Origin of the sequence: Faecalibacterium sp. I4-3-84 (genome assembly GCF_023347255.1) — a bacterium.
GTDB classification, from domain to species: domain Bacteria; phylum Bacillota; class Clostridia; order Oscillospirales; family Ruminococcaceae; genus Faecalibacterium; species Faecalibacterium taiwanense.
The window spans coordinates 740,947-759,160 of record NZ_CP094466.1 but is presented as its reverse complement, the minus strand read 5'-3'; the positions used below and the strand labels follow the sequence as shown (position 1 = coordinate 759,160).

The following is an 18,214-nucleotide window of genomic DNA, read 5'->3' as shown; positions in this document are numbered from 1 at the left end:
CGAATCTGTAAAAAGTACAAGAGCGGAAAACCTATAAATTTATCAAGAAAACCTCTTGCCAAAGGAAAGAGCATCCGGTATACTAGGTGAAATAAAAAGAGAAATATGCGCTGCAAACGCATGGGCATGGAAAAAATCAGGTTGGAGGAATTGCTGCACTATGAAGATGCTGGAAGATCGTATTCGCAAAGATGGTATCGTACGCGAGGGCAATGTGCTCAAGGTGGATAGCTTTATCAACCACCAGATGGACATTCCGCTGTTCCGGGAGATGGCAAAGGAGTGGAAGCGCCTGTTTGCAGGCAAGCCCATCAACAAGGTGCTCACCATCGAGGCCAGCGGCATTGGCATTGCAGCCATCGTGGCCAGCGAGTTCAACGTGCCGGTGGTATTTGCCAAAAAGTCCATGAGCATCAATCTGGACTACAACAACTACGAGACCAAGATCCAGTCCTTCACCCACAAAAAGATCTACAATGTGATCGTCTCCAAAAAGTTCCTCACCCCGGAAGACCATGTGCTGATCATTGACGATTTCCTTGCCAACGGCTGTGCGCTGATGGGCCTGCTGGATCTGGCCCAGGAGGCCGGTGCCACAGTGGAGGGCATCGGCATTGCCGTGGAAAAGGGCTTCCAGCAGGGCGGCGAGCTGATCCGCAGCAAGGGCATCCAGCTGGAGAGCCTTGCCATTGTGGAGTCCATGAACAGCGAGACCGGCGAGATCGTTTTCCGCGAGCAGCCGCAGCAGAATTAAACAAAAAACATTGCAGCCCCGGGAAAGTCGGAAGACCTTTCCGGGGCCGTTTTTTGCTTACGCCCCGTCAAAGCTGTCACCGTCGGCGGGCAGGTCGGCAGCGGTCTGGGCAGGATCGGGATCGGTTTCCGGTTCCACGGCGCGGGGCACGCCCTTGTACACCAGCGTCTGTTCCAGAACCTCGGCGCACACCGGGGCTGAAAGGCTGCCGCCGGCAGTCGTCCAGCTGTGGGGTTCGTCCAAGCACACCAGACACAAAAACTGCGGGTCGTCGATGGGAGCCACGGCCACAAAGCTGGCAATACGGGCTTTTTCGTCGGCGCTGTCCAGCTTCTGGCTGGTGCCGCTCTTGCCGCCCACCCGGTAGCCTTGGATGCGGGCATTGCGCCCACCGCCGTAGAGCACCACGGCTTCCATCATCTCACGCATGGTTTCAGAAGTTTCCGGTTTGATCACCTGCCGCCTGCACACCGGCTCTGTGTGCTGCAGAATGCTGCCGTCCGGGTTCAGGATATCGCTGACAAGATAAGGCTGCATCAGCCTGCCGCCGTTCACCACAGCGCACACGGCTGCGGCCATTTCCATATAGGAGATCTTGCTGCTCTGGCCGAAGGCGCAGGAGGCCAGCTCCACCGGCCCCATGCGGTCGGCGGTGTAGTACAGACTCTTTTTGGGTTCGGCGGGCAGATCGACCCCGGTTGGCTCCCGCAGGCCGAAAGCGGCAAAGTAATCGCAGAAGGCTTCCTTGCCCAGCCGCGCGCCGATCTGGATAAAGCTCTGGTTGCAGGAATTTTCCAGCGCCTGGGTCACGGTCTGGCTGCCGTGGCGCTTGTGGTTGGCGCAGTGGAACCGTGTGCCCGCCACCGAGATGGACTCGCCGCAGTAAAAGGTGGAGTTTTTGCTCACAGCCCCGGCATCCAGCGCGGCGGCGCAGGTGATGAGCTTGAACACGCTGCCCGGCTCGTACAGGTCGCTGACGGCCTTGTTGCGCCACTGGGTCTGCTGGGCCAGCTGCAGGGCGGCAGCGCGCTCGCTGCCGGTAAGGGCATCCACGGCCTTGCGGGCGGCTGCATCGTAGATCACGCGCGGCTGGTTCGGGTCGTAGGCGGGCGTGGTGGACATGGCCAGCACGGCCCCGGTGTTCACGTCCATCACGATGCCCACGGCGCGCGCCGCCACATGATGCTCCTTGACCGCATAATCCAGCGCGTTTTCAAGGTAATGCTGGATGTTGGCATCGACAGTCAGCCGCAGGCCGCTGCCTTCCAAGGGCACTTTTTCGGTCTCGTAGCTCTGCTCCAGTGTGTAACCCCAAGCGTTGACGGCGGTGAGCACCACGCCATTCTGCCCGGTGAGCACATCGTTATATTTCAGCTCCAGCCCGCTCACACCGGCGTTGTCTACATTGGTAAAGCCCAGCACGCTGGCCAGAAATTCCCCCTCCGGGTACCAGCGCTTGGAGTCCTGATTGATGCGGATGCCGGTGATGCCGTTCTCTTCACAAAAATCCCGCACGCGGTCGGCGGTGTCGCGCTCCACGCGGTAGCGCAAAAGGCAGTCGTTGGAGGTGCGGTCACTGAATTTTTCCAGCAGCTTCGTTTCGTCCAGCTCCAATATTTCCGCAAGGCCCTGCGCGGCAAGGCTGAGCTTTTCCTCCGGCATCTCGCGCGGGGAGGCCCGCAATGTCCAGCAGCTGCTGTTGGCGGCAAGTAGTACACCGTCGGCGCTGTAGATACGGCCCCGGTCGGCAGGCACCACAGTATCGCGCAATTGCTGGCCGAGGGCACGGCTCGTATACCAGCCGCCTGAAAACAGCTGCAGATACGCCAGCCGCGCGGCAAGCCCCGCAAAGCAGACGCAGCACATCAACGCGGCCACCAGCCGTGCCCGGGCACGGAATGCCCGTTCCGGCAGGGTGCGCAAGGGGCGCGGCTCCGGTTTTGGCATGGCAGGCACCTCCTTCTCTGGGCAAGTGTATGCGCCGGTGTGCCGGGGATATGACTAACCGGTACCGCCGCCGCGTACAATAAAGGAACGGAGGTGATACGGATGCACAAAGCTGCTGCCCATGCAAAGCGCGGTCTGCCGCTGCGGCATCTGCCGGCCATGGACCTGCCGTTTCTGATGCTGGTGCTCACGCTGGTGGGCTTTGGCCTTGTAATGCTGGGTAGTGCCAGCAGTGCAGTGGCGCTGTACCGGCGGGGCGATGCCTTTGCCTACCTGCGGCCGCAGCTGCTGTATGCTGCGCTGGGCATCGGGGCCATGTGGGTGGCAAGCCGGGTGGACTACCATATTTACCACAAGCTGGCATGGCCGCTGCTGGCGCTTTCAATGGTGTTGCTCACGGCGGTGCTGTTCATGCCGGAGTACAACGGCTGTAAGCGCTGGCTGGTGCTGCCGGGCCTGGGCACACTGCAGCCCAGCGAGATCGCCAAATTTGCGGTGGTGCTGGTGTTTGCGCATATCATTGCGCTCAACCACGACCGCATGGGCAGCTTTGCGGTGGGGGTGCTGCCCTTTGCACTGGTGCTGGGAGCGGTGGCCGTGCTCATGCTGCTGGAACCGCACCTCTCCGGCACCGTGCTCATTTTGGGCATCGGTGCGGTGCTCATGTTCGTGGGCGGCACCGGCCTCAAGTGGTTCGTGCTGGCCGGGGCGGGCGGTGCAGCGGCCATTGGAGCTGCCATCATCATTATGCCGGACCTTGTGCCCTACGCGGCCAGCCGTCTCAGCTCATGGCTGGATCCCTTTGCCGACCCGCTGGGCGACGGCCACCAGACCATCCAGAGCCTGTATGCCATCGGCTCCGGGGGTGCGGCGGGCCTTGGCCTTGGCAGCAGCCGCCAGAAGCACCTGTTCGTGCCCGAACCGCAGAACGACTTCATCTTTTCCATCCTGTGCGAGGAGCTTGGCTTTGTGGGAGCCTGCGCGGTGATCCTGCTGTTTGCGCTGCTGCTGTGGCGGGGCATCACGCTGGCGGCGCATGCACCGGATCGGTTCGGTGCGCTGCTGGTAGTGGGCTTTGTGGTGCAGGTGGCCCTGCAGGCAGTGCTGAATATGGCGGTAGTCACCAACACCATCCCCAATACCGGCATCAGCCTGCCGTTTTTTTCCTCCGGCGGCACCAGTCTGATGATGCTGCTGGGCGAAATGGGCATCGTGCTGTCGGTGTCCCGCGGGGAGATATAAAACCGGGCGTTCCCTGCCATAAAACGACAGCATCCTCTGCCGGTTCAGCTACAAATAACCGGACAAACAAATGACACAACTGCAGACAAAATAAACAAAAAGCCTTCGCGCCGCATAGCATGAGGTATCTTTTGCGGAACGGGGGCTTTTTGCATGGGCGGAGATCTTATCATCACAGGCGGCATGCCGCTGAACGGCACAGTGCACATCCCGGCAGCCAAAAACAGCGTGCTGCCGCTGCTGGCAGCGGCCCTTTTGTGCAATGGCACGGTGCGTTTTCTGCAGGTGCCGCATCTTGCGGATGTGGACACCAGCATGGAGCTTTTGCAGGGTGCGGGCTGCACGGCCCGCTGGCAGGGCAGCGACATCACGGTGCAGGGCGTGCCTTCCACCTGCCGCCTTGCGCCGGAAGCCGCCGCGCGGATGCGGGCATCCATTTTGTTCTGCGCACCGCTTCTGGCGCGGCTTGGCCGGGTGGAAACGGTGCTGCCCGGCGGGTGCCGCATTGGTGCAAGGCCGGTGGACCTGCACCTTTCCGGCCTTGCGCAGATGGGCGTGCACTGCCGGGAGGAGGGGGCAAGGCTGATCCTGACAGCGCCTGCCGGGCTGCACGGTGCGGACATCACACTTGGGTTTCCCAGCGTGGGTGCTACCGAGACACTGCTCCTGGCAGCAGCTGCGGCGCAGGGCGAGACGGTCCTGCGCGGGGCCGCGCGAGAACCGGAGATCAGCGATCTGGCAGCATTCCTGAACCGGTGCGGCGGCTGTGTGCAGGGCGCGGGCACCAGCACCATCCGGGTGCAGGGCAGACGAATGCTGTATAGCTGCAGCTTTGCGCCCATGGCCGACCGCATCGTGGCATCCACCCTTGCCTGTGCCTGCGCGGCGGCAGGAGGCCGGGTGGAACTGACCGGCTGCAGGCCGGAGACCTATGCACCGCTGCTGGAAATTCTGGCACAAATGGGCTGCAGGGTAGAAACAGGGCCGGAAAGTGCGGTCATTATCCGGCTGGGCGCGCTGCACGGCGCGGGCAGAGTGTTCACCGGGGTATACCCGGCACTGGCAACGGACGCAGCGCCGCTGCTTGCCGCTGCCATGCTTGCCGCTGACAGCGCCAGCAGCATCGAGGACGTGGTGTTTGAGCGGAGATTCGGCTGTGCAGAGGGTTTTGCGGCTTTTGGGGCCGCTGTGCAGGTGCAGGGACGCACACTGGACATCCGACCGGTGCGGCAGCTGCAGGGCGCGTGTGCACGGGCTGCGGACCTGCGCGGAGGCGCGGCACTGGTGGTGGCCGCGCTGGCGGCAAGGGGACGGAGCCGCATTACCGAAACCGGTTATATCGACCGCGGATATGCCGGTTTTGCACAGATGCTGGCGGAACTTGGTGCCCAAATTGAGCGGGAAATGCCGCGGGAAAGCGCCAGCGAGAAAAAAACACCTTCAAAAAAGCAAAATTGACTTGCATTCAGGGCAAAAAGATGATACGATACAGTTATATAAGTGTAAGCAGATAATTTCTGTGCGCTATGCGCAGTTTTACGATAAAATCCGATGGAGGACAAAGTTATGGCACTCATGCTCGATGAAGAAATGGACGAAAACGTTACGACGATCAAGGTGATCGGCGTGGGCGGCGGCGGCGGCAACGCTGTCAACCGCATGGTCAGCGACGGCCTGCAGGGCGTCGAATTTATCGCAATGAACACCGATCAGCAGGCTCTGGCCAAGAACCACGCTGCCACCAAGGTGCAGCTGGGTTCCAAGCTGACCAAGGGCCGCGGTGCCGGTGCAGACCCCGAGATCGGCCAGCGCGCCGCTGAAGAGAGCAAGGACGAGATCGCAAATGCGCTCAAGGGTTCCCAGATGGTGTTTATCACTGCCGGCATGGGCGGCGGCACCGGCACCGGTGCAGCACCCGTTGTGGCCGAGGTCGCCCATGATCTGGGCATTCTGACCGTTGGCATCGTCACCAAGCCCTTCTCCTTTGAGGGCAAGCGCAAGATGGGCCTGGCAGAGCAGGGCATTGCAAACCTGCTCATGCATGTGGACAGTCTGATCGTCATTCCCAATGAGCGCCTGAAGATGATCAGTCAGGAAAAGATCACCCTGATGAATGCCTTCCAGGCAGCCGATAACGTGCTGCGTCAGGGCGTTGAGTCCATTTCCGCTCTGATCAATGTGCCCGCCTTCATCAACCTGGACTTTGCCGACGTGCGCTCCATCATGAAGGATGCCGGCTACGCACACATGGGCGTGGGCAGTGCCAAGGGCGCAGGCAAGGCCGAGAACGCCGCAAAGGCTGCTATTTCTTCTCCGCTGCTGGAGACCAGCATTGCCGGTGCACACGGCGTGATCATCAATATCACTTCCAGCCCGGACATCGGCCTGGAGGATGTGGAGACCGCAGCAGGTCTCATTACCCAGAGCGCACATCCCGATGCAAACATCATCTGGGGTACTGCATTCGACGAGAACCTCTCGGACGAGATGCGTGTGACTGTGGTTGCTACCGGTTTTGACAACAAGAGCGCAAGCGACCTGCGCAGCAGCATCAGCAATGCAATGGGCGGCGCACAGTCCACTCCGTCTGCTGTGTTCAGCAGCGAGACTGCAAGCCCGGCAGCTTCTGCCGCAGGCGGCGCTGCACCGGCACCCACTGCTGCAAAGCCCGTGGAAGAGGACAACAGCGATAATGGCTATTACGACCAGCTGATGGCCATGCTGAACAAGCGCAGATAAAAAGCTGGCCGTCATAAGCAGATCAGGCGTATCGGATGGATCGGAGGGACACCATGGCGCAGGGCAGGCAGCAGAACAATGGTTCGCGGCAGCGCTGTGCCCAGTCTGCCGCGGCAAAGGCTCCGGCAGAGCCGCCCAAGGCGGTGTGTGCCCAGCTGGAGCAGATGAACCGAAAGCTGGCAGCGGCCAGTGCGGAAATTTTGCGCTATCAGACCCGTCTGTTTGCCTGTGAACGGCAGATGGCCGCGCTGCGGCAGGAAAATGCCCAGCTGGAAGCGGCCTGTGAGCAGGCGCGGCAGGAGGCTGAGTGCGCGGGCGCTCATGCAGAGCAGCTGCGTCAGGAGCTGGCCCGCCATGCCGAAGCTGTGCGGCCTGTGCCGGTTGCGGCACATACGTCCCCACAGCCGGAACCATCGGCAGCGCAGAGTCCGCGGCCGGAGCCGGAGGCCGAACAGCCTCCACAGCCCGGGCCGGAGACTCCGCAGCCTGCTCAGCCGGACTGGAAGCCCCAGACCAGATTGGAGCACCTCTCGGTGGAGCTGATGAACTGGTTCGACGATATGATGGGCGCATGACAGAAAGCTGGATGATCTGCAAAAAAAGCAGATATGAGTGAAATGAAAAGCTGCTGCAAAGCGCAAAGCTGTTGCAGCAGCTTTTTTGTGGTCCGGTAGGAAACGGAAGACCCTGCGGCCGGAAGTACAGGAGCGAGGAGCGGTTGAGATGGAACCAAAACAGAAAATACTGATCGTGGATGACTCGGAGATCAACCGCGCTATGCTCAAGGAGATTCTGGGTGAGGGCTACGAATATCTGGAAGCCGAGAACGGCCTGCGCGCGATCGAAATTCTGCGCAGACGCACCGATATCGCGCTGGTGCTACTGGACCTGATCATGCCGGAAATGGACGGCTTTGATGTGCTGCGGGTGATGCAGTGCTATGCATGGCAGGAGGAAATCCCGGTCATTGTGATCAGCGCGGCAGAGGACACCCGAAGCGTCGAGCGCGCCTATGATATGGGCGTGGCCGATTACATCCGCCGCCCGTTCGAGCGGGTCATGGTGCTGCGCCGGGTGAAGAATGCGCTCATGCTTTACGCAAAGCAGAAGCGCCTTACCCGCCTTGTGACCGATCAGGTATACGAAAAAGAGCACAACGGTGTGCTGATGATCAGCATTCTGAGCCATGTGGTGGAGTTCCGCAACAGCGAGAGCGGCCAGCATGTGCTGCACATCCGCACCCTGACCGACCTGCTCCTGCATCAGCTGGTGCAGAAGACTGACCGTTACCAGCTGGATGAGAGTGATATCTCGCTGATCAGCACAGCATCGGCGCTGCACGATATCGGCAAAATCATGATCCCGGAAGAGATCCTGAACAAGCCCGGCCGCCTGACCGAGGAAGAGTACGCCACCATCAAGACCCACACCACCGAGGGTGCCAGGATCCTGAAGGGGCTTGCCATCGGGCAGGACGAACCGCTGGTAAAGGTGGCACACGCTATCTGTCGCTGGCATCACGAGCGGTGGGACGGCGGCGGCTACCCGGACAGGCTCAAGGGCGACGAGATCCCCATTGCAGCACAGGTGGTGGCACTGGCCGATGTGTACGACGCACTGACCAGCGAGCGCTGCTATAAGCAGGCCTACAGCCACGAAAAGGCCGTTGACATGATTCTGCACGGCGAGTGCGGCAGCTTCAATCCGCTGCTGATGGAATGCCTGAAAGAATCCTCGGAGTTGCTGCGCACAGAGCTGCAGCGCTCGGAGTATGACCGCGGTTTCCGCCACGAGACCCGCCGCCTTTCGGAGGAGATCCTGCACCGCGAAGCTCTGCCCCGTGAGGATCGTGCCCAGCGCCTGCTGGATCTGGAACGGGAGCGCACCGCTTTTTATGCCGAGCAGCGCGGCGGTATTCAGTTCGATTACGATATACTCAGCGGCAGCGTGACCGTGGTGAACCGCTACGAGGACCCGGTCAACCGAACCCAGAAGCTGGACTTTGATAAGGGCATGGGCCTGACATTTCTCTCCGGCAAGGACCGCCGCAAGCTGCTGGATGCCATTGCAGACGCAACGCCGGAAGAGCCGGATGCCGCATTCTCGGTGCTGATCGCGGTGGATCAGGAATACCGGCTGCACCGGCTGGTGATGCACACCATGTGGAGCCGCGCCGGTGTGCGCCACTGCGTAAGCGTGGTGGGCCAGATCACAGATGACCATGCCCGCCTGCAGGAGCTGATGCTGGGCGATGTGAACAGCGACCAGCCGGAAGCACTGCTGGAACGCCTGAAGGGCATTTTTGACATCGTGCGTCTGGTGGACCCGGAAAGCACCAAGGTGCTGAGCCTGGGCAAGGATGGCCGGCTGACCGAGATGCCCGGCACCTGCCACATGGTGTGGAACAAATCGGGCCGGTGCGAAAACTGCATTTCCAGTAAGGCCCTTGCCCGCAAGGAATCCCTGAACAAGATCGAGTTCAAGGACGATCAGGCTTATTTTGTCATGGCAAAGTATGTGGAAGTGGGCGGACGCGGCTGCGTGCTGGAAATGGTGTCCAAGCTTTCGGACGGACGCTGGCTGGATATGGGCGGCCGCCGGATGCTGCTGGACCGCGGCTCCAACTTTGACCGCAGCGCCTTTGTGGATTCGCTGACCGGGGCATACTCCCGCCAGTACTTCGAGTGCTTCCTTGCGGAGAGCGAACAGGTGGAAGGCGTAGTGATGATCGACGTGGATCACTTCAAGGAGGTCAATGACCGGTTCGGCCATCTGGTGGGCGATAAGGCCCTGCAGAGCGTGGCACAGTCCATCCTGAGCAACCTGCGCCAGACCGATGTGCTGGTGCGCTATGGCGGCGATGAATTCCTGCTGCTGGTGCCGCACATCCGGCCCGGGGAACATGTGATACAGCGCGTGCGGGAGGCTGCGGCCAGTGCCAGAGTGGAAGGCTACCCGGAGCTGGAGCTTTCGGCCAGTGTTGGCGGTGTGTGCGGTGTACATCCGCTCACCGAGGCCATCCGTCAGGCGGACGCAAAAATGTACCAGAATAAGGCCGAGCGCAAAAATTAAACAAAACAAAGCCCGGACAGGCTGCAGTATCGCACTGCTGTGCCTGTCCGGGTATTTTTTGTTTTTTCAGCGCACAGCGCTGGTGCGGTGCTCCATTAGATAGGTGGCTTCCAGATCAGCGATGTGCAGCTTGACGGCAAGGGGATACTTGTCGTAGGCTTCCGAGATGGCAAAGCAACCGCCCCGGGCCGCATCGTCAAAGCCGCCCATGTGCCAGCGGATGGCAACGGCCTCCTCGATGTGCAGCTTCATGAACCGCTCGATGAGGAACACGCTCTTTTCGCCGTGGCCGTAGGGGAACAGATCCTCCACGCTGTAGCTGGGCACCTTTTCCCACTGGCCGGTGGCTTCGTTTTTCACGTTGCGGGTGCCGGGCTTGTAGTAGTTGGCCTTGCACAGATCGTGCAGCAGTGCACAGATGGCAAAGGTCTCCTCGCTGTCGCCCTCGGCAAAAAAGGTGTCGTGCAGCGCATGGTAGACGTTCAGGCTGTGCATACAAAGCCCGCCCTCACACGCACCGTGGAACCGGGTGGAGGCCGGTGCCGTAAAGAAATCGGTCTTATGGTCCAGCCAGTCCAGCAGCTTTTCGCTGCCGGGGCGGGTGATGTGCTGCTGCCAGATCTGCAAAAACTCTTCGCGGCCGCCCATGCTTACAGCTCCAGATCGTCCAAAAGGCCCTTGAGGATGGCCATTTCGTCGTGGCTCAGGGAAATGCCCTTGCCCATGCGGGTGCCGTCCGGGGACCAGTCGCGGATGTCGTACTTGGGTTCGCCGTCGTTCCAGCTGATGAGGTTCAGCTGACGCTCCCAGCCACGGGGGCGCTCCGAGAGCACTGCAATGCGCTGAACAACTTCATATTTGATCTCTGCCATGATGCAAAACCTGCCTTTATCTTTGTTTGCTACCATAATAAGGGAAGCGGACGCAGATTTCAACAGGTAGAGCAAAAATAATTTGAAAAATTTTTGTTAGCCGTAGGGTGCATCCTCACGCCAGTCCACAAGGCTCAGCACCTGAGAAGCATCCTCGTCCGGGGCCGGATGGCGGGAATGGGTGTGCTGGTCTGTGCTGAACAGCCCGGGGGCATAGTGTGCCATCACGCTGGTCTGCACATCCCCGGCCAGAAATTCCCGGGCGTTCTTCTGGTAACAGGCGGCCGGGGTACCGTTGGTCATGGGCACACCCTGCGGGGCGCTGTTTGTGTCCGGGTGCGGGGTCTGGCCCGGCGTTTCAATGTGCGGCGGCACCTGTGTGCCGGGGGCAACGGGGTCGCCGGGCAACAGGATATCCGGCTCCCTGCCTAGCGGCGGGCTGCAGCGGGTGCAGCTGTTTTCCGGTGCGGCGGCAGTGCCGGGCTGGTGTTCCAGCTCGTGGCGGATAAAGGGCGTCAAGCTCATTGGAAAATCACCTCCGCCCATAGGATGCCCCGAAAGGACGCAACTTATAAAGGGGCCTTGGCACCGGACACTCTGTCCTGCTGTCAGGGCGGTGAACCGGTAGCTTTCTCTTCGGACACGAATCGGGCCATTCCATCGCCCGCCCTATTGCCCTGCGGGCAACAGGGTCCCACCCCAGCGGACGGTCCTCAGAGAAACTCCCGGCCCGCCGCCCAGGTTAGCAGCCATTACACGATCAATTCTACGGTAGAGCCGCCGGTGCGGGCTTTGCGCACCACCACCTGTCGGTCGATGCGGTCTTTCAGGGCACCTACGTGGGAGATGATGCCCACCAGCCGGTCGCCCTCGGTCAGCCCTGCAAGTACGCGCATGGCCTGTTCCAGCGATTCGTCATCCAGACTGCCGAAGCCCTCGTCGAGGAAGAGCGTGTCCAGACGGATGCCGCCTGCCGCGCTCTGTACTTCGTCCGAAAGGCCCAGTGCCAGCGCCAGCGATGCCTTGAAGCTTTCGCCGCCGGAAAGAGTTTTGACGCTGCGGCGGGTGCCGTTGTAGTGGTCGATGATGCCAAGGTCCAAGCCGGACTGGCTGCGCTGGTTCTCGGCACCAATGCGCTCCAGCTCGTACTGCCCGGCGGTCATCTGCATCAGGCGGGTGTTGGCGTGGCGCAGGATGCGGTCCAGATAGTTCATCTGGATGTAGGCTTCCAATTTGATCTTCTGTTTACTGGTCAAGGTGCCGCCCGCCGTGGCGGCAAGGGCACTCACCCACTGCCAGCGCTGTTCAAGCTGAGTGCGCGCTTCGGCAGCGGTGCGGTATTTTTCAGCGGCTGCACGGTTGGGCAGCCGCTGTGCGGCCAGCTGCTGGGCCTGCTCCCGCAGGGCAGTGCGGGCGGCGGCAAGGCGGGCCTGTTCTGCCTGTAAAAATTCCAGCGGCTGGGCAGGCCCGACGGTTTCGGCAGTGGCTTGCTGGGTCTGCAGGGCATCCACAGCGGCTTTGGCAGCGGCATAGGTCTGCTCTGCCTGTTTGAGGGAATGCTGAGCCTGCTCCATGCCGGTGCGCAGGGCGGTGCGGCTGGCTTCCAATGCATCCAGCGCGGCCTGTGCCTCGGCTCGCTGCGGATAGGGCAGGGCTGCACGAGCGGCAGCGGCCTGCTGTTCCAGTGCATCGGCGCTGGCATTCTGCGCGGCGGCGGTGCTGTCAGCTTCAGCGGCGGCCTGTTCCAGTGCCGGGCGCTGGCGGCTTTTTGCCTGACGGTCAGCCTCCAATGCGGTGCGGCGGGCGCAGTCTGCTTCGGCCTGCCGAAGCGCGGCGACACACTCGGCCTGTGCTGCGTGCAGGGCACAGGCTTCTTCCGTCAGGACAGCGTTCATCCCCTTGAAGGTCAGCTGTACCGTCCCATCCGGGGAGGTGAAGCGCTCGGGCAATAGGCTCTCAGCATCCCGGCGCAGGGAGCGGCGGGCTTCGTCGGCTGCGGCAAGGGCGCTCTGTGCGGCAGTGCTGGCAGTCTGGGCCAGTGCATCGGCCTTTTCGGCTTCCTGCTTGGCGGCATCCACCTGCGCCTGCGTGGGGGCTGTGTGGGGCAGTTGGGCCTTTGCCGGATGGTGGACGCTGCCGCACACGGGGCAGGGCGCACCCTCGGCCAGCGCCTGCGCCAGCAGTCCGGCCTGTGCGTCCAGAAAGGCTTTGTCCAGCGCATCCCGCCGGGCATGGGCCTGCTCCTTGGCTTCGGCGGCAGTGCGGTAGGCATCCTGCGCACGGTGGGCCTTTTGTGCCTGCTGCTGGCAGGCGGCAAGCCGCTGGTTCAGGGTAGTAAGGGCGGTGCGGCGCTGGGCCAGCTCCTTTTCCCGGTTCTGCAAGGCCAGCAGCCGGGTGGGAGCATCTTCCAGCGCGGTCAGCTCCTTTTCAGCAGCGGCCAGCGCTGTGTCCAGTGCGGCCAGCTGGGTGCGTTTCGCTTTGGCCTTGGCAGCGGCCAGCTGGGCAGCATCCCGCGCGGCCTGCTGCTGATGGCACAGGGTATCCAGCTCGTCATAGGCGGCAAGGGCCGTCTGTGCCTGCGTCACCTGTCCGGCAAGAACATCCAGCTGAGCGGCATCGCTTGCGTGGCGGGCGCTCTCGGCACGGGCAGCTTCCAGCACAGGCAGGGCAGCGGTAAGCTCTGCCTGCTTTGCGGCCAGCTGTGCGGCCAGCTGTCGGGCCTGCTGGGCAGCACCCAACTGACGTTGTACTTCGTCCAGCTTGGCTTCGGTGTCCTTGAGGGCAGCAGCAACGGTCTCCTGCGCGGCCTGCTGGCGGGCCAGCAGACCTTCCAGCAGGGCAAGGGCCGTCTCCGGCTCGGTCTGGGCGTTCAGTGCGGCAAGGGCATCGGCATCCGGGTCGTCGGGAGAAAACCGGATGCCGGAGAGCAGACTGTCAAGCTTTGCATTCTGGGTGGTGCGCTGCTGGCTGAGGGCGGCGCTTTCGGCCTGCAGGCGCTCCTGCAGCCGGGCATAGCGCTGGGTGCGGAACAGCTTGCGGAAAATGCGGCTGCGCTCCTCGGTGGAAGCGTTGAGCAGCTTTGTGAACTGACCCTGCGCGATCATGGCGATCTGGCAGAACTGGCTGTAGTCCAGCCCGATGATCTCCTGCACGGCGGCAGTCACATCCTTGGCTTTGGTCACCGGCGGACGGCCATCGGAATAGGTGAGGGTGGCATCCGCTTTCTCGGTGGTCATGCCCTCGCCGCGGTTTTTGGGGCGCTGGTACTCCGGGTTGCGGCGCACGGTATAGCGCTGGCCGTTCACCTCAAATTCCAGCTCCACAAAGGTGGGCGTTTTAGGGCCGGCATACTTGCAGCGCAGCATGGCACCCTCGCGCACGCCGCCGCTGGAATGATCGTACAGGGCGTATGTAATGGCATCGAACAGGGTGGTCTTGCCTGCGCCGGTATCGCCGGTGACAAGGTACAGGCCGCCTTTTCCCAGCTTTTCCAGTTCCAGCACGGTCTCGGCGGCATAGGGGCCAAAGGCCGAAAGAGTGAGCTTCAGCGGTCTCATGCGTCCTCGCCCTCCTTCCAGATCTCCTCAATGAGCTGCTGGCAGAATGCCGCCTGCTCCGCCGTCAGCGGCTGATTGTTCTGCAGCTGGTAGAACGCCGAGAAGTGCTCCAGCGAGGTGATGCTCTCGGCGCACTCCGGTGCGGTGATCTCCTGATCTTCCCGGGTGCGGAGGTTATCGTAGTCCAGCCGCATCAGGTTGGGGTAGATCACCCGCAGGCGGGCCAGTGCGTCCGGCACGTCCTGCTCATCGGTCAGGGTGATGTGCAGGTAGTCGTCCACCGCAGTGCCGTCGTAATTGCGGCGGTCGGTCAGCTCCATGTAGCTGCCGCGCACTTCCCGCAGGTCGTGCTTCGGGGTAAGCGGCGCGGTGGTGATGGAAACTTCGCCCTTGAGACCGAACTCCACAAAGGTGGCGCTCTTGTGCTGGTCTGCTTCCGAAAAGGAGTATTTCAGCGGGGTGCCGCAATAGCGCACGGCATCGCGGCCCACCTTCTGGGGGCTGTGCAGGTGGCCCAGCGCCACGTAGTCAAAGGCATCGAACAGGCTGGCATCCACGCTGTCCACACCGCCCACCGAGACTTCCTCGCTCTCGCAGCAGGCAGCACCGGCCACGAACTGATGGGCCACCAGCACGCTGCGGTGGGCCGGGTCCGGCGGGCAGTGGCGCAGCACGCAGGCAAGGGCATCGTTGTAGCTCTCCACAGGCTCGTCCGGCCAGACATGCCGCACCATGGCGGGCTTGAGGAAGGGCAGAAGGTACACGTCCAGCGTGCCGTACTCGTCGGTGAGGGGGATGGGCACCGGCGCACCGGAGAACACCGGGCTGACGTACACCCGGCTGCTTTGCAGCAGGGCAGAGCCGAAAGCAATGCGGTCGGCGGAGTCGTGGTTGCCGCTGATGGCGAACACTGGCAGCCTGCGTTCGGCCAGCTGGGTCAAAAACCAGTCTAGCAGGCGCACGGCTTCGGCAGGGGGAACGGGCTTATCGTAGAGGTCGCCCGCCAGCAGCACACCGTCCACGGGCGTTTTATCCAGCAGGGAAAGGATCTGTTCCAGAATGTACCGCTGGTCGTCCAGCATGGAGAACTCGCACACCCGCTTGCCCAGATGCAGGTCGGAAAGATGCAGAAAACGCAAACGGAAACACCGCCTTTTCAGAGTTTTCTTTATTATACAGCAGGGCGGGGGTGGGGGCAAGGAAAACAAAAGCGTCTGCAGGACGGAAAATCCTGCAGACGAGGTAAGGCGGCTCGCCCTCTCCGTCATTGCTTGCGCAATGCCACCTCTCCCAAAGTGAGAGGCTTTGGCAGTCCACGCAAAGTTTCTGGTTTTGCCAAGGGCTCTCCCTTTGAGGAAAGACTTCCCCCGCGCCGGGGGAAGATGTCGCGAAGCGACAAAAGGGGGAATCTGTCGAGCAAAGCGAGACTGAGAGGGCAAGGCTGTTCACACTAGAACATCTTCTCCCATGTTCCTTCGCCGACCACGCCGTCGGCGGTAAGGCCGTTGCGGCGCTGGAACCGCTGCACAGCCGCTGCCGTTGCCGCGCCGAACCTGCCGTCGGCGTTCAGCCGCTCACCCAGCGAATTGAGCTTCTGCTGCACCAGACGCACCGTGCCGCCGGAAGAGCCGCTGCGCAGGGCAATGCCGGGGTAGGGCACATGCAGGCCGTGCTTGGCCGTGTAGCGGGTGTAGAGCACGTTCCATGTGTTCGCGCCCACCTTGCCGTCCACATTCATCTTGTTTTTGAGTTGGAACTCCTTCACGGCGTTCTCGGTGGAAATGCCGAATTTTCCATCGGCCTTCAGCTCGCTGTACCATGTGCAGGCGTCGCGCACACCGTTGAGCCAGGTCTGCACAAGAGCTACGTCCGGCCCGGAGGAGCCGCGCTGGAGCAGGGAATAATAAGCAGGGATCGCCATAGTGGATAACACACTCCTTTCGCCCTATGCTATGCGGCGAAAGCGCCGGGCGTTACCCCACAAGCACCACATCCTCCCGGCGGGCGGTGCGCTGCTGCACCCATTCCACCAGCCGGAGCCGGAGGATGTAGTTTCCGCACACAAGGTCGTTTTCGGCAGGCCGGGCATAGCTGCCGCAGGCAGAGCGGCACAGGCCCGGGTAGAGCACGCACCACCAGTTGCGGCCTTTTCCGGCACCGAGATCGATGCGCAAAGCGTCGTACCGCCCGGCGGGCAGAGTGCCGGAACCATAGCGCCGGGTGGCAAAGTACATATTTACCAGCTGCACCCGCACCGGTGTGCGGATGCCCAGCCGTGCCAGTGCGTGCCGGGCCGTGAGCTGCAGCTCAAATAGATGCTGCGCCGCCCAGGCGACCGCTTCCGGTTTGCTCCGTGCCGGGCAGGCGGTGTCCAGATAGGCAAGCACGGCATCCCGCACATGGAGCTTTGCGCTCTGGCTGGCAATGGAATCGCTCTCAGCCCGGATGTGCAGGCGCAGGGTGTCGGCGCACACCAGCGCCCCGGTGTCCAGCTGGGTGCGGCCCCATGCAAATGCCTGCCATGCGCCACACAGAGCAAGGGCGAGAAACAGGCCAAGGCAGAGCAGAGCCATCTGAGAACGTGTAAGCATTCTGGATAACATAAAAACAGACCCTTCTTCTGGAAATGTTATCCAGAGGATGGGCCTGTTGGAGTAGATTTATTCTCTTAGTTCTTCAGCGACTGCATGGGGGCAGGCAGGCGGCCGCCGCGGTTGATGAACACGGACGGGTCGTGCTGGTTCACGGCCATGATGGGGCCATAGCCCAGCAGACCGCCAAAGTCCAGCACCTCGCCAGCCTTGCGGCCAATGGCAGGGATCACGCGCACGGCGGTGGTCTTGCTGTTCACCATGCCAATGGCAGCTTCGTCAGCGATCAGGGCGCTGATGACAGCCGGGGTGGTGTCGCCAGGGATGATGACCATATCGATGCCCACCGAGCAGACGGCGGTCATGGCTTCCAGCTTTTCAATGGTCAGGCATCCGGTCTCGGCGGCGTGGATCATGCCGGCATCCTCGCTGACCGGGATGAAGGCACCGGACAGACCGCCCACATGGTTGGAGGCCATCACGCCGCCCTTTTTCACGGCATCGTTCAGCAGGGCGAGGCAGGCGGTGGTACCGCAGCAGCCGCAGGTCTCAAGGCCCATCTCTTCCAGAATGTTGGCCACACTGTCGCCGATGGCGGGGGTAGGTGCCAGCGAAAGATCAATGATGCCGGCGGGCACACCCAGTGCCTGAGAAGCCAGATTGGCCACCAGCTGGCCCACGCGGGTGATCTTGAAGGCGGTGCGCTTGACCAGCTCTGCCACCTCGTCGATGGGGGCATCCTTGGGCAGGCGGGCCAGTGCAGCGCGCACAGCGCCGGGGCCGGAAACGCCCACGTGGATCTCACAGTCCGGCTCGCCGGGGCCGTGGAATGCACCGGCCATGAAGGGGTTGTCCTCCGGTGCGTTGCAGAACACCACCAGCTTTGCGGCACCGATGCACTGACGATCAGCCGTCAGCTCACTGGCCTTCTTGACGGCCTCGCCCATGAGCTTGACAGCATCCATATTCAGTCCTGCCTTGGTGGCACCGATGTTCACCGAGCTGCACACGATGTCGGTCTCGGCCAGTGCGCGGGGAATGGACTCGATCAGGCGGCGGTCACCGGCAGAAAAGCCCTTGTGCACCAGAGCACTGTAGCCGCCCACAAAGTTTACACCCACCTTTTTACCGGCGGCATCCAGAGTTTTTGCAAACTCCACAGGGTCGGCATCCGGGCAGGCACCCAGCAGCATGGCGATGGGTGTGACACTGATGCGTTTGTTGATGATGGGAATACCGTACTCGGCACTGATGTGCTCCACCGTGGGCACAAGGTTTGCGGCCTTGGTGGTGATCTTGTTATAGATGTTCTCGCACGCCTTCTTCGGGTCTGGGTCGATGCAGTCCAGCAGGCTGATGCCCATGGTGACGGTGCGCACGTCCAGATTGTCCTGAGTGAACATCTCGATGGTCTCGAGGATGTCACCGGTATTAAACATA

The 18,214-nt window shown here is 61.9% G+C and carries 15 protein-coding genes; 6 read left to right on the top strand and 9 right to left on the bottom strand.

Annotated features, from left to right (window positions below):
- Positions 1–160: 160 nt before the first annotated feature.
- Positions 161–754 (top strand): xanthine phosphoribosyltransferase, encoded by a 594-nt coding sequence (locus MTP41_RS03715; protein WP_005944437.1) that lies wholly within the window; start codon positions 161–163, stop codon positions 752–754.
- 57 nt (positions 755–811) lie between these two features.
- Here MTP41_RS03715 and MTP41_RS03710 read toward each other — a convergent pair whose 3' ends face one another.
- A complete protein-coding gene (locus tag MTP41_RS03710; protein WP_249236231.1) occupies positions 812–2,701 on the bottom strand; it encodes a peptidoglycan D,D-transpeptidase FtsI family protein in 1,890 nt (629 codons plus the stop codon).
- Positions 2,702–2,803: 102 nt separating this feature from the next.
- On the opposite strand from MTP41_RS03710, the gene MTP41_RS03705 reads away from it, so the two are divergent.
- The 5 genes from MTP41_RS03705 to MTP41_RS03685 all read left to right on the top strand — a co-directional run bounded on the left by MTP41_RS03705 (position 2,804) and on the right by MTP41_RS03685 (position 9,754).
- Positions 2,804–3,943 (top strand): FtsW/RodA/SpoVE family cell cycle protein, encoded by a 1,140-nt coding sequence (locus MTP41_RS03705; RefSeq protein ID WP_249236230.1) that lies wholly within the window; start codon positions 2,804–2,806, stop codon positions 3,941–3,943.
- A 153-nt stretch (positions 3,944–4,096) separates the two neighbouring features.
- Positions 4,097–5,401, top strand: coding sequence for a UDP-N-acetylglucosamine 1-carboxyvinyltransferase (locus tag MTP41_RS03700; protein ID WP_249236229.1), 1,305 nt, complete (start codon positions 4,097–4,099; stop codon positions 5,399–5,401).
- Between the two features lie 108 nt (positions 5,402–5,509).
- Entirely contained in the window at positions 5,510–6,682 is a 1,173-nt protein-coding gene (gene ftsZ, locus MTP41_RS03695; protein ID WP_097776527.1) for a cell division protein FtsZ, read from the top strand.
- Positions 6,683–6,735: 53 nt separating this feature from the next.
- Entirely contained in the window at positions 6,736–7,257 is a 522-nt protein-coding gene (locus MTP41_RS03690) for a hypothetical protein (RefSeq protein WP_120020608.1), read from the top strand.
- 148 nt (positions 7,258–7,405) lie between these two features.
- Positions 7,406–9,754 (top strand): diguanylate cyclase, encoded by a 2,349-nt coding sequence (locus MTP41_RS03685; RefSeq protein WP_249236228.1) that lies wholly within the window; start codon positions 7,406–7,408, stop codon positions 9,752–9,754.
- A 66-nt stretch (positions 9,755–9,820) separates the two neighbouring features.
- Here the strand turns inward: MTP41_RS03685 and MTP41_RS03680 are convergent, their stop codons facing one another.
- The 8 genes from MTP41_RS03680 to MTP41_RS03645 form a co-directional block, all read right to left on the bottom strand.
- Entirely contained in the window at positions 9,821–10,402 is a 582-nt protein-coding gene (locus MTP41_RS03680) for a hydrolase (RefSeq protein ID WP_097776530.1), read from the bottom strand.
- 2 nt (positions 10,403–10,404) lie between these two features.
- A complete protein-coding gene (locus MTP41_RS03675; RefSeq protein WP_044954026.1) occupies positions 10,405–10,626 on the bottom strand; it encodes a YdbC family protein in 222 nt (73 codons plus the stop codon).
- 96 nt (positions 10,627–10,722) lie between these two features.
- On the bottom strand, positions 10,723–11,151 hold the full coding sequence (locus MTP41_RS03670) for a hypothetical protein (RefSeq protein WP_249236227.1): 429 nt from the start codon (positions 11,149–11,151) through the stop codon (positions 10,723–10,725).
- 227 nt (positions 11,152–11,378) lie between these two features.
- The gene (locus MTP41_RS03665; protein ID WP_249236226.1) at positions 11,379–14,183 is read right to left on the bottom strand and encodes an AAA family ATPase; all 2,805 of its coding nucleotides are present in this window, start codon (positions 14,181–14,183) and stop codon (positions 11,379–11,381) included.
- Complete coding sequence (locus MTP41_RS03660) at positions 14,180–15,322, bottom strand: exonuclease SbcCD subunit D (protein WP_249236225.1); 1,143 nt, start codon at positions 15,320–15,322, stop codon at positions 14,180–14,182. The genes MTP41_RS03665 and MTP41_RS03660 overlap by 4 nt, the downstream gene beginning before the upstream one ends.
- A 311-nt stretch (positions 15,323–15,633) precedes the next feature.
- The gene (locus MTP41_RS03655; RefSeq protein ID WP_097776534.1) at positions 15,634–16,104 is read right to left on the bottom strand and encodes a peptidoglycan-binding domain-containing protein; all 471 of its coding nucleotides are present in this window, start codon (positions 16,102–16,104) and stop codon (positions 15,634–15,636) included.
- 52 nt (positions 16,105–16,156) lie between these two features.
- Positions 16,157–16,786 (bottom strand): stage II sporulation protein R, encoded by a 630-nt coding sequence (locus tag MTP41_RS03650; RefSeq protein WP_249236224.1) that lies wholly within the window; start codon positions 16,784–16,786, stop codon positions 16,157–16,159.
- 65 nt (positions 16,787–16,851) lie between these two features.
- Entirely contained in the window at positions 16,852–18,213 is a 1,362-nt protein-coding gene (locus tag MTP41_RS03645) for a DUF711 family protein (RefSeq protein WP_044954086.1), read from the bottom strand.
- Position 18,214 lies beyond the last annotated feature (1 nt).